General features: G+C 74.4%; 10 protein-coding genes. 8 read left to right on the top strand and 2 right to left on the bottom strand.

Annotation, left to right across the window (positions count from 1 at the left end; genetic code table 11):
• Positions 1 to 151 precede the first annotated feature (151 nt).
• From H9623_RS16795 to holA, 4 genes are all read left to right on the top strand, one after another.
• Entirely contained in the window at positions 152 to 1006 is an 855-nt protein-coding gene (locus tag H9623_RS16795; RefSeq protein WP_193721163.1) for a DegV family protein, read from the top strand.
• Positions 1007 to 1113: 107 nt separating this feature from the next.
• Positions 1114 to 2253, top strand: coding sequence for a helix-hairpin-helix domain-containing protein (locus H9623_RS20100; protein ID WP_321575501.1), 1140 nt, complete (start codon positions 1114 to 1116; stop codon positions 2251 to 2253).
• A 130-nt stretch (positions 2254 to 2383) separates the two neighbouring features.
• Positions 2384 to 4915 carry a ComEC/Rec2 family competence protein gene (locus tag H9623_RS16785; RefSeq protein ID WP_321575500.1) on the top strand — a complete coding sequence of 844 codons (2532 nt, stop codon included), beginning with the start codon at positions 2384 to 2386 and terminating at the stop codon, positions 4913 to 4915.
• 124 nt (positions 4916 to 5039) lie between these two features.
• Complete coding sequence (gene holA, locus H9623_RS16780; RefSeq protein WP_193721161.1) at positions 5040 to 6056, top strand: DNA polymerase III subunit delta; 1017 nt, start codon at positions 5040 to 5042, stop codon at positions 6054 to 6056.
• Between the two features lie 168 nt (positions 6057 to 6224).
• On the opposite strand, the gene rpsT is transcribed toward holA, so the two are convergent.
• On the bottom strand, positions 6225 to 6485 hold the full coding sequence (gene rpsT, locus H9623_RS16775) for a 30S ribosomal protein S20 (RefSeq protein ID WP_193721160.1): 261 nt from the start codon (positions 6483 to 6485) through the stop codon (positions 6225 to 6227).
• Between the two features lie 173 nt (positions 6486 to 6658).
• Entirely contained in the window at positions 6659 to 7345 is a 687-nt protein-coding gene (locus H9623_RS16770) for a type II toxin-antitoxin system PemK/MazF family toxin (protein WP_193721159.1), read from the bottom strand.
• A 245-nt stretch (positions 7346 to 7590) separates the two neighbouring features.
• On the opposite strand from H9623_RS16770, the gene lepA reads away from it, so the two are divergent.
• From lepA to H9623_RS16750, 4 genes are all read left to right on the top strand, one after another.
• Positions 7591 to 9510 (top strand): translation elongation factor 4, encoded by a 1920-nt coding sequence (gene lepA / locus H9623_RS16765; RefSeq protein WP_193721158.1) that lies wholly within the window; start codon positions 7591 to 7593, stop codon positions 9508 to 9510.
• Between the two features lie 76 nt (positions 9511 to 9586).
• On the top strand, positions 9587 to 10978 hold the full coding sequence (gene hemW, locus H9623_RS16760) for a radical SAM family heme chaperone HemW (RefSeq protein WP_193721157.1): 1392 nt from the start codon (positions 9587 to 9589) through the stop codon (positions 10976 to 10978).
• Positions 10978 to 13053 (top strand): acyltransferase family protein, encoded by a 2076-nt coding sequence (locus H9623_RS16755; RefSeq protein WP_193721156.1) that lies wholly within the window; start codon positions 10978 to 10980, stop codon positions 13051 to 13053. The genes hemW and H9623_RS16755 overlap by 1 nt, the downstream gene beginning before the upstream one ends.
• A 180-nt stretch (positions 13054 to 13233) precedes the next feature.
• Positions 13234 to 14301 carry a DUF2189 domain-containing protein gene (locus H9623_RS16750; RefSeq protein WP_193721155.1) on the top strand — a complete coding sequence of 356 codons (1068 nt, stop codon included), beginning with the start codon at positions 13234 to 13236 and terminating at the stop codon, positions 14299 to 14301.
• Positions 14302 to 14480: the final 179 nt, after the last annotated feature.

The raw sequence follows: 14480 nt of genomic DNA, 5'->3' as shown, positions 1-14480 counted from the left end.
TCAGAGCCGGGTTCCTAGACAGCTCCCACTCGACACGGAGGTCTCTCTTCACGTCAACAACGGTCCTGGTCAGTACACCTAGGGCGGCACCCCGGTGCGCGCGCGGCGCAGGATGCGACGGCCCGCGCACGCCACGTAAGGTGTCCCGGAGATGAGTCCTGCGAAGCCCCCGGCAGTCCACGTCGTCACGGACTCGACCGCCTCCCTCCCCTCCGGTGACCACCCGGCCCTGTCCGTGGTGCCCCTGCACGTGCTGGTCGGCGAGGAGGCGTTCTTCGAGGGCGTCGAGATCTCGCCCGACGACGTCGCGCACCGGATCGGCGCAGGGGAGCGCGTGACGACCTCCCAGCCGACGCCGCACGCCCTGGTCTCGGCGTACGAGGCCGCGGCCCGTGCGGGGGCCCGGTCGATCGTCTCGATCCACCTGTCGGGCGACCTGTCGGGCACGGTGCACGCGGCCGCGCTCGCGGCGACGCGTTCCCCGGTGCCGGTGCGGGTCGTGGACTCGCGGACAGTGGCCATGGGGCTGGGCTTCGCGGCGCTGGCGGCGGCCGACGCCGCCGCGGCGGGGGCCACGCTCGACGAGGTCGCGCGCCGGGCGCTCGCGGTCGCGGACTCGAGCCGCGCGATCTTCATGGTCGACTCGCTCGACCACCTGCGCCGCGGTGGACGTCTGGGGGTCGCGGCCGCGACGTTGGGGACGGTGCTCGGGGTGCGCCCGCTGCTCGCGGTGCGGGACGGCCGCATCGAGGTGATCCAGAAGGTGCGGACGCGGTCCGCGGCCGTCGACCGGCTGATCCACGTCGCGGTCGACTCGGTCGGGCGGCGGGCAGAGCCCGAGCTCGCGGTGCACTTCCTGGGGGACGACGCCGCGGCGACCGAGGTCGCCGACAGGCTGTGGGACACGACCGGTGTGCGGGCCGCGGTCACGCCCGTGAGCGCGGTCGTCGGGGCGCACGCGGGGCCCGGCGTGCTCGCGATCGTCGTGGCGGACCGCGCGCCGTAGGCCGTCCCCGGGATCCTGGCCGTGCACAGGCCGCCGCCCGTCGTTCCGGTCCACAGCAGGGCCCGTGAGCGCACCCGGGGTGCTGGCAGGGCGCCTAGCGTGCCCGCGTGACCTTCTCCCGGACGCTCCCCCCGACCGCCGACGACGACCGACCGGGTCCCGGTGACCGGCAGGGCGCCTGGCCGGTCGACACCGGCGGGGACCGGCTGCGGCGGCTGCGCACCGTGGCCTCGCCCCCGGCCCCGTCTCCCGACCCGGGCGGTCAGCACGGCGCCGTTCCGCCCGAGGGCGAGACGGTGACCCGGTGGCCGGGCGCGGAGGGCGTGGCGTCCCGGCGGGGCGACGTCCCGGGGCACCCTGACGCCGACCCGAGGGCCCCGCGTCCCGGGCCGGGCTGGGGCCACGACGGCGAGGCCGAACCGCCGGAGGATCCCCAGGTCGCGCGCGGCCCGCTGCACGCGGTCGCCGAGGCGTACACGGCCGCGAACGGTCACCCGACCTCGCACGCGGGATTCGAGCACGTGCCCGACGGCGGGCCTCGCCGGTGGTCCGTCGGTGCGCGGTCGGCGGTGGTCGCCGCGGTCGCGGTGCTGCTGCTCGCGGTCGGCGTGGGGGCGTGGGCGCTGGCCGACGGTGATGACCTGCGCCCCGTGGCGGTGCTCGGCGAGGCGGGTGCGCGACCCGTCGCCACCCCGGGCGGGGGGACGCCGCCGGGCGGTGCTGACCCCGACGCACCCCCGACCGACGTGCCCGGGGCGGGGCACGAGGGCGCGCCCGGGGCCGGCCCCGGGGACGGCGACGCAGCGTCCGTGGTGAGCGACGTCGTCGTGCACGTCGTGGGGGCCGTGGCCGCCCCCGGGCTCGTGACGGTGCCCGAGGGATCGCGCGTCGCCGACGCCCTGACCGCGGCAGGAGACGCCACGCCGGACGCCGACCTCGCCGGGGTCAACCTGGCACGGGAGGTCGTCGACGGCGAGCAGATCGTCGTCCCGAGGCCGGGGGAGGTCGTGGCCGCGGCCCCGGGACCCGCCTCCGGCGGCAACGAGGCGTCGACCGGACCCGTGGACCTCAACGCGGCCGACGAGGCCGCGCTCGACGCCCTGTCCGGGATCGGGCCCGTGCTCGCGGCCCGCATCGTCGAGTGGCGCGAGGCGAACGGCCCGTTCACGACCGTCGAGGAGCTCGGGGAGGTGAGCGGGATCGGGGACGCGCTGCTCGCGAGGCTGCGCGACCAGGTGCGGGTCTGACGTGCGGCGGGACGTGGCGGCTTCCCCGGGGCAGCCCTCGCCCGGGGCCGCCCGCGGTCCGCTCGACGGGTCCCGGCATCCCCTCGCCCCGGCCCGTCCTCCACGGACCACCGCGACCGACCTCCGGCTCGTGCCTGCGGCGCTCGCGTCCTGGGGCACCGCGTGGTGGCTCACGGCAGCGGATGCACGGGCCGCCCTGGCGGGGACGGTGCTCGTCGCCGGGGTGCTGGTGTACGCCGGGTCGTGGCTGCTCGTCACCTCCCGCACGCGCCGGTCCTCGCACCACAGCACGCGCCGGTCCTCGCGCCGCGCGGCGGGGCGTGCGTGGCTCGGCCAGTGCGTTCTCGTCACGGGATGCGTGCTCGCGGTCCTGGCCGCAGGGTCGGTCCACCTGGTCGCGCGGGACGCGGGCGGTGCCGCTGTCCTCGCTGCCCGGGGCGCGGCGGTCGAGGTCGTCGGGAAGGTCGTCGCGGAATCTGTCACGGTGGCGAACCCGTGGTCCGGCGCGGTGGACACCGTCCGGACGACCCTGACGCTGAGCGCCGTCCAGGGCCGCGGCGCCGCCGCCCCCGCCGGAGGGCATCTCGACGTCCTCGCCGACCTGACGTGGGGCGACGTCGCCTACGGCAGCGAGGTCCGCGCGTCGGGCACGCTCGCGCCTGCCGACGCCGGGGACAAGGCCACCGCGACACTCGTCGCGACCGGGCCACCGCTCGTGACGGCCCCACCCGTGACGCCGCTGCGCGCCGTCAACGCGTTGCGGGCCGACCTGCTCACGGTCTCCGAGGGACTGCCCACGGATGCCCGTGCGCTGCTCCCGGGCGTCGCCGTGGGCGACACGTCGCGCATCGACGACGAGCTTGACGCAGCCCTCAGGACCACGGGTCTCACGCACGTGACCGCGGTCTCGGGCGGGCACTTCGCGATCGTCGTCGCGACCGTGACGGCGCTGTGCGCGGTGGCCCGCGCGCCCCGCGGTGTGCGCCTGGCCGTGACGGGCACCGTCATGGCGGGGTTCGTGCTGCTCGTCCACCCCGACCCGAGCGTGCTGCGCGCCGCCGCGATGGGGGTGGTCGGGCTCGTCGGGATCGGGCTGGGCAGGCCCTCGCGCGCGCTCCCGGCGCTCGCGGCCGTCGTCGTGGTGCTGCTCGTCCTGGACCCGTGGCTCGCGCGCTCGTACGGGTTCGTCCTGTCGAGCGTCGCGACCGCGGCGCTGGTCGTGGGCACGCAGCCCGTGGCGCGGCGGCTCGCGCCGTGGATCGGCAAGGTGCCCGCGTTCGCGCTCGCGGTGCCGCTCACGGCCCAGCTCGCGTGCGCGCCGGTCCTGGTCCTGCTCGACCCGTCGGTCGCGACGTACGCCGTGCCGGCCAACCTCGTCGCGGCCCCCGCGCTCTTCCCGGCGACGGTTCTCGGGGTCCTCGCGACCCTGGTCGCGCCGTGGTTCCCCGGCGGCGCGACGGTGCTCGCGTGGCCCGCGGGCCTCGCGGCATGGTGGATCGCGGCCGTGGCGCGGTCCTTCGCGGGCCTGCCCGGGGCGCGGGTGCCGTGGCCCGGTGGTCCGGGCGGTGCCGTGGCCCTCGCGCTCGTGACCCTCGTCGCGCTCGTCCTGGTCTGGCGGTGGCGGTGGGTCGCGGGGCTGGTGGGGTGGCGGGTCGCGTGGAGCCGGGGGAGCGGGTGGCCGCACACCTGGCGGACGGCGGTGCGGGCGGGTCTCCGGGAGGCGTTCGCTGCCCGACGGCGCCGCGCGACCATGCGCCTCGTCGCTGCCTGGGCGGTGGCCGCCGGCGTCGCGGCCTGCTGCGTGCTGCTCGCCTGGCCGCGCTGGATCGCGCCCGTCGGTCGCGACGTCCCCGCGGACTGGGTCGTGGCGGCGTGCGACGTCGGGCAGGGGGACGGGCTCGTGGTCCGCACGGGCGACGGCCGCGGGCTCGCGATCGACGTCGGGCCTGCGGGGGACGCCGCCGGGACCTGCCTCGACGAGCTGGGGATCGAACGGCTCGACCTGCTCGTGCTGACACACTTCCACGCCGACCACGTCGGCGGGCTCGCCGCCGTGCTCGACGGCCGCGAGGTGGACCGGGCGCTCGTGACCGGGCTCGGGGACCCGGCCGAGCAGGCCGGTTGGGTGCTCAGCGACCTCGCCGACCGCGGCATCCCGGTGGAGGTAGCGGCCGCCGGGGTCGGCGGAGTGCTCGGCGACGTCTCGTGGGAGGTGCTGCAGGCAGGGGAGGGGGACCGCGCGACACGGGGCACGGACGGGCGGCTCACGGTGGCCGAGGCCGACGGTGGGGCCAACGACGCGAGCGTGACCCTGCTCGTGACCACCCCTGCGCTCTCGCTCGTGGCGCTCGGCGACCTCGAGCTGCCGGGCCAGGAGTCGCTGGACCGGACGCTGCGGGCCCGCGCGGGCGGTGCCGCGGTCGACGTCGTCAAGGTGGCCCACCACGGGTCGCGCGTCCAGTCGCCAGGCCTCGCCGCGACGCTCAGTCCCGCGGTCGCGATCGTGAGCTCGGGCGAGAACACCTACGGTCACCCGACCGACGAGGCGCTCGACCTCTACAGGGGAGCAGGGGCGGCGATCCTGCGTACCGACCGGTGCGGCACGTTCGCGCTCGTGGAGCGTGCGGGGGAGCTCGCGGTCGCGGGCTGCGCGCAGGGGTGAGGACGAGGAGGTGTCGTGGACCGCCGAGCGGGGCCGGGCGGCTCCGACCGGTGGGCACCGACGACGCGACCACGGCCCTCCAAGGGTGTGCTCTCGGTGGGTGGCCCGTGGGATCGTTGTGCCCATGGCTCCCGCTCCTTCCCGTTCCTCCGCCCGCCCGTCCGCGACGCTCGCCTGGAACGCTGTCGAGCTCGCGCCCGTGGTGCTGGTCCAGGGCCCGGAGGGCCTCCTCGCCGAGCGTGCGGTGGACTCCCTGCTGGAGCTGGCGCGGGCCCGGGACCCGGAGGCCGAGAAGTCGGAGATCGAGGCCGTGACGTACGAGTCCGGCATGCTGACGGTCGCCGCCAGCCCGTCGCTGTTCGGCGAGCCCAAGTTCGTGGTCGTGCGGGGTGCGGAGGCCGCGGCGGACGCACTCATCCCGGACGTCGTGGACTACGTCGCCTCGCCGGACCCGGAGACGACCGTCGTGATCGTGCACGGCGGCGGGGTCCGGGGCAAGAAGATGCTCGATGCGATCAGGGCGAGCGGTGCGCCGGTGGTGGCCTGCGAGGCGATCAAGAAGGACGCCGACAAGCTCTCGTTCGTCGCGGCCGAGTTCAGGGCCGCCGGTCGGCGCGCGGACGCCGGAGCCGTCAAGGCGCTCGTCGAGGCCCTGGGCAACGACCTGCGGGAGCTCGCGAGCGCGTGCGCCCAGCTCGTCGCGGACACCACGGGAACCATCGACGCCGCGACGGTCGACCGGTACTACGGCGGCCGGGTCGAGGCGACAGGCTTCCGCGTCGCCGACGCGGCCGTGGCCGGCAGGGCAGGCGAGGCGGTGTCCCTGCTGCGGCACGCGCTGTCGACCGGGGTGGATCCCGTGCCGCTCGTCGCGGTGCTCGCGATCAAGCTGCGCACGCTCGCGAAGGTCGCGGCGATGCGCGGCCGTGGCGGCGTCTCGGCCAAGGACCTGGGGCTCGCGCCGTGGCAGATCGACCGCGCCAAGAAGGACCTGTCGAGCTGGACGCCCGAGGGCCTCGCCGCCGCGATCACGGCGGTCGCCCAGGCGGACGCCGAGGTCAAGGGCGGCGGGCGCGACCCCGTGTTCGCGGTCGAGCGCGCGGTGCTGACGATCGCCGGGGCGCACGGCTCGGGTCGCTGACGCACCCGCCGGGCGCCGGCCTGCGCCCCCTGCACGCCCACGCGCCGCCTGCCCCCGGACGCACGAGAGGCGCTGCCCCGTGGAGGGAGCAGCGCCTCTCGACGTTCACCGTGCTGCCCGAGGTGGATCAGGGGCGCACAAGCTCACGCGTGGAAGGGAGCGTCAGGCTCAGAGAGCGTTGACTGCCTTCGCGAGTGCCGACTTGCGGTTAGCAGCCTGGTTCTCGTGGATGACACCCTTGGAGACTGCCTTGTCGAGCTTCTTCGACGCGATGACGAGGGCGCTGGCAGCGGCCTCCTTGTCACCGGCGGCGACGGCCTCGCGAACGCGGCGAACGTTCGTCCGGAGCTCCGACTTGACGGCCTTGTTGCGCAGACGAGCCTTCTCGTTCGTCTTGATGCGCTTGATCTGAGACTTGATGTTTGCCACGTGTGGACTTTCTGGTGTGTTCGCCGAAGCGATCGAATAGGTCGTAGAGGGCGATTCCAGCTCCGGGACTGGGGGTGGGGAACCCTTGGAGAGGAGCTGGAACTGTGCCCGCCGACCTGGGCGGACACGCGACCACCAACACTACCAGCCGACCGTGCGAACAGCCAGAATCCTCAGACCTCGCCCATCTCGCGGATGATCGTCTCGAACGTCGACCGGTCCATGACGGCGCCCTCGCGGCGCACCGCACCGGGGTCGACGCGGATGACGCGGTCGAGGCGGACCTCGCTGTCCCGGCCGCGCGCGTCCCAGGGCCCGGAGCCGATGTCGAGCCAGCGCCGCCCCCAGCGCGCCTCGTCGGCAGCCTTGCGCGAGTGGTCCTTGCTCGAGAGCATGATCGCGAGCAACCAGCCGCCGTCGCGCCCGACGAGCAGCACGGGCCGGTCCTTGCCCTGGGAGAAGTCCTCCTCGTAGGGCACCCAGGTCCACACGATCTCGCCGGGGTCCGGGTCGCCGTCGAGCTGCGGCGAGTACTCGGCCCGCACGCGACCGGTGAAGTCGCCCGGGTAGGTGCCGGCCTGCGCCCCGCGCGCAGTCGAGGTGCCCGCGGCCTGGTCTGCTCGGGCGACCGGCCTGGCCTGCGGTCCGGGCTTCGGCGCACGCGTGCCCGACGCCGGGGCGCCCGTCTGCGGGCGTGGCGCCACCCCGCGCGGGGTGTGCGACGCCGTCGGGCCGGAGGGCTTGCGGGACGCGCCCGAGCCGCCTCCCGACGCGCCGCCCGGGCGGGACGACCCGCCGAGCGCGCCGAGGATCGCGCGGGCCGCGTCCGTGAGCAGGGAGATCCACTTGTTCTGAGCCACGCCCGCAATCTACCGGGACGCGGCGGAGGGCAGGGTCGCGTCCGTGGGGCGTCCACGGCGGCGGCGCGTGAGCCCCGCGCGTGCGGGGTCGTGGGACAATGGTGGTTGCTGTCCGACCCTGCGCGCGGCGACCAGCGACCTGCCGGGCACGTCCTGGCGGCTCACGCTCCGTCGTCGAGCACCGATCCGCAGGGGCGGGCGCCGTCCGCCGCCCCGTCTTGACCCACCACAGGAGCGCACCCCCGTTGTCCCCGATCCCCAGCGCCCAGCTGAGCACCCGCATCCAGCCCGCGGCGACGCCACCCGAGCTGCTGCGCAACTTCTGCATCATCGCGCACATCGACCACGGCAAGTCCACGCTGGCCGACCGCATGCTGCAGCTGACCGGCGTCGTCGACGCTCGCGCCATGCGCGCGCAGTACCTCGACCGCATGGACATCGAGCGCGAGCGCGGCATCACGATCAAGTCGCAGGCCGTGCGCATGCCGTGGGCGGTGCGGGAGGGGGGCGACCCCGACGACACGTCCGCGCCGCTCGTGCCCTACGCCCTGAACATGATCGACACGCCCGGGCACGTCGACTTCACGTACGAGGTCTCGCGCTCGCTCGCCGCGTGCGAGGGCGCCGTGCTGCTCGTGGACGCCGCTCAGGGCATCGAGGCGCAGACCCTCGCGAACCTGTACCTCGCGATGGAGAACGACCTCGCGATCATCCCCGTGCTCAACAAGATCGACCTGCCGGCCGCTCAGCCGGAGAAGTACGCCGAGGAGATCGCGGGCCTCGTGGGCGTCGACCCGTCGACGGTCCTGAAGGTCTCCGGCAAGACCGGCATGGGGGTCACCGAGCTGCTCGACCGCATCGTCGAGGAGGTCCCGGCCCCGCAGGGCGACGCGGACGCCCCGGCGCGCGCCATGATCTTCGACTCGGTGTACGACACCTACCGCGGCGTCGTGACCTACGTGCGCGTGGTCGACGGGAACCTGAACCCGCGCGAGAAGATCGTGATGATGTCGACCAAGGCGACGCACGAGCTCCTCGAGATCGGCGTGAGCGCCCCGGAGCCGCACCCCACCAAGGGTCTCGGCGTGGGCGAGGTGGGCTACCTCATCACGGGCGTCAAGGACGTGCGCCAGTCCAAGGTCGGTGACACGGTCACCAACGCGGCCAAGCCGGCGACCGAGGCTCTCGGTGGCTACAGCGACCCCAAGCCCATGGTGTTCTCGGGCCTGTACCCGGTCGACGGCTCGGACTACCCCGTCCTGCGCGACGCGCTCGACAAGCTCAAGCTCAACGACGCGGCGCTCAACTACGAGCCCGAGACCTCGGTCGCGCTGGGCTTCGGCTTCCGCGTGGGCTTCCTGGGCCTGCTGCACCTGGAGATCGTGCGCGAGCGCCTCGAGCGCGAGTTCGACCTCGACCTCATCTCGACCGCCCCGAACGTGGTCTACGAGGTGACCCTCGAGGACCGCTCGGTCGTGACGGTGACGAACCCGAGCGAGTTCCCGGGGGGCAAGATCGGCGAGATCCGCGAGCCCATCGTCAAGGCCACGATCCTGTGCCCGACCGAGTTCATCGGCGCGGTCATGGAGCTGTGCCAGGGCAAGCGCGGCGTGCTCGGCGGCATGGACCACCTGTCGCAGGAGCGGGTCGAGCTGCGGTACACCCTGCCGCTCGCGGAGATCGTGTTCGACTTCTTCGACCAGCTCAAGTCCCGGACGCGCGGGTACGCGTCGCTCGACTACGAGCCCTCGGGCGAGCAGGCCGCGGACCTGGTGAAGGTCGACATCCTGCTGCAGGGTGAGCACGTGGACGCGTTCAGCGCGATCGTGCACAAGGACAAGGCGTACGCGTACGGCGTCATGATGACGGCCAAGCTCAAGGAGCTCATCCCGCGCCAGCAGTTCGAGGTCCCCATCCAGGCGGCCGTGGGCGCGCGCGTGATCGCGCGCGAGACCATCCGCGCGATCCGCAAGGACGTGCTCGCCAAGTGCTACGGCGGCGACATCAGCCGCAAGCGCAAGCTGCTCGAGAAGCAGAAGGAGGGCAAGAAGCGCATGAAGACGATCGGTACGGTCGAGGTCCCCAAGGACGCGTTCATCGCGGCGCTGTCCTCCGACGGTGCGGGCAGCGGCGGCAAGGACGCGAAGGACAAGTCCAAGAAGTGATGTGCTGCTCTTCTCGTGAGCGCGTGGTCCTCGAGGTGCTGGGGGCCGCGCGCTCCGCGTCGTCGGGGGTGCGGGCATGAGCCCGGCCCTCCCGGACGGGATCCCCGTGCCCGACGACGGCGCTCTCCCCGCATGGGTGGGTGCCGGTCCCGAGGGGGCGGGGTCGGACGACCACGCGGGTCGTGACTTCGGCGTCTACCTGCACGTGCCGTTCTGCACCGTCCGTTGCGGGTACTGCGACTTCAACACGTACACGGCGTCCGAGCTGGGCGGTGGCGCGAGCCAGGCGTCCTACGCCGACACCGCGCTGCGGGAGATCGAGCTCGCGGCGGGCGTCATGGAGCGTGCGGGCCTGGCCTCGCGCCCGGTGTCGACCGTGTTCGTGGGGGGTGGCACGCCGACGCTCCTGCCCGCCGGGGACCTGGGGCGCATGCTCGCGGGCGTGCGGGCCGCGTGGGGCCTGGCCCCCGGCGCCGAGGTCACGACCGAGGCGAACCCGGACTCGGTGACCCCGGAGTCGCTCGCGCAGCTCGCGGAGGCGGGCTTCACCCGGGTGTCGTTCGGGATGCAGTCGGCCGTGCCGCGCGTGCTCGCGACGCTCGAGCGCACGCACGACCCGCGACGCATCCCCGACGTGGTGCGCTGGGCGCGCGAGGCGGGGCTCGCGGTCTCGCTCGACCTGATCTACGGGACCCCGGGCGAGAGCCTCGACGACTGGCGGACGAGCGTCGAGGCCGCGCTCGCCACGGGCGTCGACCACGTGTCGGCGTACGCGCTCGTGGTCGAGCAGGGGACCAAGATGGCCGCGCAGGTCCGCCGGGGGGACCTCTCGCTGCCGAGCGAGGACGACCAGGCGGAGAAGTACGAGCTCGCGGACGAGCTGCTGACCGCCGCCGGGCTCGAGTGGTACGAGGTGAGCAACTGGGCGCGACGAGCCACGGGGGACGGCGCAGCGGCTGGACCGGATCCCGCCTTCACGTGTCGCCACAACCTGGCGTACTGGCGCGGCGAGGACTGGTGGGGGATCGGCCCCGGCGCGCACTCGTACATCGGTGGTGCCGCGAGCCGTACAGACCAGGCGCACGTGTCCAGCGACCGCCCCGACGGACCGCAGGGCGCCTCCGACGACCCGGCGGCGCCTGCACCGGGCGGCCGCGAAGGCGTGCGATGGTGGAACGTCAAGCACCCGCGGCGCTACGCGGCGCTGCTCGAGGCGGGCAAGAGCCCGGCGGCAGGTCGAGAGCTCCTCACGCCCGCCGAGGCCCACCTCGAGCGCGTCATGCTCGGGGTGCGGCTACGCGAAGGACTGGACCTGAGCGTCCTTTCCGAGGTGGGTCGCCGCAACGTGGCCGGCATGGTCGCGGCGGGCCTTCTCGACGGCAGGGCGGCCATCCGGGGCCGCGGGGTCCTGACCCTGCGGGGACGGTTGCTGGCAGACACGGTGGTGAGGGAGCTGACGGACGGGTGATGGTGGGACAGTCGGTTCCGACGCAGGTCGGAGCGGCCAGGACGTCGACCGAGCAGGTCGACGTGTGGCGACGACTGCAACCTGCCGGCCTGACCGGCGGGGCCCCGCACGGTCCGCTCGCCAGGCCGTCGGCCCCTCGCCCGCGCGTCCCCGAGGGCGCGCCGTCACGCCCCTCACGACCGGTGCGCCCCACGGTCCGCTACCGGCGGATCGCGGGCCTGGACGGCCTGCGGGCCCTCGCGGTGCTCTCGGTCATGATCTTCCACTTCGCGCCCCGGCTGCTGCCCGGTGGGTTCGTGGGTGTCGACGTCTTCTTCGTGCTGTCGGGGTTCCTGATCACGACGCTCCTGGTCCGTGAGTACCGGGCGAGGCGCACCGTGTCGCTGGTGCGGTTCTGGGTGCGACGGGCGCGCAGGCTCCTGCCCGCGCTCGGCCTCGTCGTCGTGACCTGCACGGCCGCGGCCGCGCTCGTCGGGGGAGACCACCTCGTGGGGATCGGGGCACAGGTCGCCGGTGCCGCCACGTTCACGAGCAACTGGGTCTACATCGCCGACGGCAGCACCTACTCCGGGGGGCTCGCGCCACAGATCTTCGCGAACCTGTGGTCCCTCGCGGTCGAGGAGCAGTTCTACCTCGTGTGGCCGCTCGCGGTCCTCGCGGCGCTCGCGCTGAGGATCACCCGCCGGCGCGCGCTGCTGCTGGCTGGAGCGCTCGCGGTCGCGTCCGCGGTCGCGATGGCCCTGGTCCACGCGCCGGGCACGGACCCCACCCGGGTCTACTACGGCACCGACACGCACCTGTTCGGACTCATGATCGGTGCCGCCCTGGCCTTCTGGCACCAGCGTCCGGGGCAGGCGACGCTCGTGCGGGACACGCCGCGGACGACGACGGCCGTGGGTGCCCGGCTCGTCGTGGGGGCCGGGATCCTCGGTGCCGCGGTGCTCCTGGTCGCGATGCTCCGGATGCCGTGGGACGACGACGTGACGTACCGCGGGGGACTCGTCCTCGTCTCGCTCGCGACCGCCGGCGTCATCAACCTGGTCCTGCACGCGCCGCGGCTCGGCAGCGTGCTCGACCGCGGTCCCTTCGGGTGGGTCGGCGCCCGCTCCTACGGCCTCTACCTGTGGCACTGGCCGGTCTTCGTCCTGGCGGCGGCGCTCGCCGGGGGCGGTGGGCTGTACGCGAGCCCCGGCCCGTGGGTGGCGATCTCCGCGACCCTCGTGACGTTCTGCGTCGCCGCGCTGTCGTACCGCTTCGTCGAGCGTCCCGTCCTGGGGCGAGGCTTCGTCGGCTATGCGCGCACGGTCGCGGCGTGGGCCCGACGAGGGCGGACCGGTCGCAGCCCCCTGCCCGTGCACGGGTGGGTCACGGTCGCAGGCGCCGTGGCGGTGGTGGGGCTCGCCGTCTCCGGGGTCGTGCGCGCTCCGGCGACCTCCTCGGTCGAGGCGCAGATCCGCGCAGGGCAGGAGGTCGCGGCGACGACCCAGCAGCCGGGCGGCGCCACCCCGCCGGCCCCGGTCCCCGACGCGGCGCCCACGCCGGCAGCCCCCGCCGTGCCCGGTCCGGTCGTCGCACCGGTGCCCCCGACCGGCGACCAGGTGACGATCGTCGGCGACTCCGTCACCCTCGCGAGCGCCCCCGCCCTCGCGGCGGCTCTCCCGGGTGCCTTGATCGACGGCGCCGTGGCCCGGCAGATGAAGGATGCGGTGGGGATCGTCGACGCCGTCCGCGCGGCCGGGAACCTGCGGCCCTACGTCGTGCTCTCGCTCGGCACGAACAGCACGGTCAACTCCTCGACCATGGACCAGGTCCTCGCGGCCGTCGGGCCCGACCACACGGTCGTGCTCGTGACGGGCTACGCCGACCGGTCCTGGGTGCCCGCGACCAACGCCGAGATGGTGAGTGCCGCCCAGCGCGCCCCGAACGTCGTGGTCGCCGACTGGAGCGCCGCGATCTCGGCCCAGCCGACCCTCCTCGGGCCCGACGGCGTGCACCCCACCGGGGAGGGCACGTCGCTCTACGCGCAGGTCGTCGTCGACGGTCTCGCCCGGGCCGCTGGGCTCGGCGCTCCCTAGCCCGACGGCGACGCGCGAGGAGGCACCTGGCGGCGCGCTCCACGCCGGCCCACCGACCCGTTGCTCGTGTGGCGGAAATCGCTCGGCAGCCCCATCGTTGGAAGCGGCAGGTGAAATGTTCCATCGTCACAGCGCGTCCACAGTGCGGCACGCCGCACCCGACGACCCGGGGGATTCCAGATGAGCGACAGCACCGCAGGCGGGCCGCCGCCGGAAGAGAACGAGCCGACGCCTCAGAACCCGTACGCGAGCTCGCCGGACCCCGGCGCGCAGCCACCGCAGCAGCCGCCGGCCCAGCAACCGCCGGCCCAGCCTGCTCAGCAACCGCCGGCCCAGCCTGCTCAGCCACCGCAGCAACCGCCGGCCCAGCCCGCCCAGCCGCCGCCCGCCCAGCCCGGCCCGCCGGCCGCGCCCCCTTACGGCGCCCCGACGCCGCCCCCGGGCGCGCCCACCTACGGCGCTCCTGCGGGCGGGCAGCAACCGCCCTACCCGCCGCCCGGTGGCTACCCGCCGCCCGGTGGCTACCCGCCGTCGGGTGCCGCCTACCCGCCGCCCGGACAGCCCGCCTACGCCGGGGCGGCCCCGTTCCAGGTCGGTGACGCGATCGCGTTCGGGTGGAGGAAGTTCTGGGCCAACCCGTGGCCCTGGATCCTCGCCGCGCTGATCTTCCTGGTGATCAATGCGCTGTTCAACTGGATCTCGGGCGGGTTCGACCGCTTCACGGACTACCGCACCGACGGATGGTCGGACACGAGCATGGCCGAGGCCCTCGGGCTGAGCTTCGTCAGCATCCTGCTCACGATCGTGGGCGTGATCATCAGCTATCTGATCGCCGCCTTCTACTCGCGGGGAGCCCTCGACGAGACCCAGGGGCGCAAGCCCGACGTCTCGGCGTTCTTCCGGATCGCCAACGTGGGCAACGTCCTGCTGGCGGCGTTCCTCGTCGCGGTCATGACGATCATCGGCTTCTTCCTGTGCATCCTGCCCGGGATCGCGGTCGCGATCTTCTCGGCCTTCGTCTACTACTTCACGCTCGACAAGGAGCAGGACGCGATCACCGCGATCAAGTCCAGCTGGTCGCTCGTCGCCAAGAACTTCGGGTCGGTCTTCCTGCTGCTCCTCGCGCTGTTCGGGATCAACATCGTGGGATTGCTGGTGTGCTTCGTCGGCCTGCTGGTCACGATCCCGCTGTCCTACATCGCCGTCGCCTACGCCTACCGGCGGTTGGTGGGCGAGCAGCCCGTCTGACCCTTCGACCGAGCACGCGCGACGGGCCGCGCCCCTCCCCGGACGGGAGGGCGCGGCCCGTCGTCGCGGGCCTGCACCGGTCGCGACGTCCCGGGGAGCCGGAGCAGCCCCCAGGGGAGCGCGCCGTCGCAGCGCGGAACCGCTGGCCCCCGGCGCACCGTACCCACTAGCGTGAGCGG

Origin of the sequence: Oerskovia douganii, from assembly GCF_015142735.1 — a bacterium.
GTDB classification, from domain to species: Bacteria; Actinomycetota; Actinomycetes; order Actinomycetales; family Cellulomonadaceae; genus Oerskovia; species Oerskovia douganii.
This window is presented reverse-complemented; position numbering and strand designations above follow the sequence as displayed.

Excerpts from the sequence above, each read along its gene's own strand:
- H9623_RS16795 (WP_193721163.1), top strand. The coding sequence starts at position 152 with ATGAGTCCTGCGAAGCCCCCGGCAGTCCACGTCGTCACGGACTCGACC.
- holA (WP_193721161.1), top strand. The coding sequence starts at position 5,040 with ATGGCTCCCGCTCCTTCCCGTTCCTCCGCCCGCCCGTCCGCGACGCTC.
- hemW (WP_193721157.1), top strand. The coding sequence starts at position 9,587 with ATGAGCCCGGCCCTCCCGGACGGGATCCCCGTGCCCGACGACGGCGCT.
- H9623_RS16755 (WP_193721156.1), top strand. The coding sequence starts at position 10,978 with ATGGTGGGACAGTCGGTTCCGACGCAGGTCGGAGCGGCCAGGACGTCG.
- H9623_RS16750 (WP_193721155.1), top strand. The coding sequence starts at position 13,234 with ATGAGCGACAGCACCGCAGGCGGGCCGCCGCCGGAAGAGAACGAGCCG.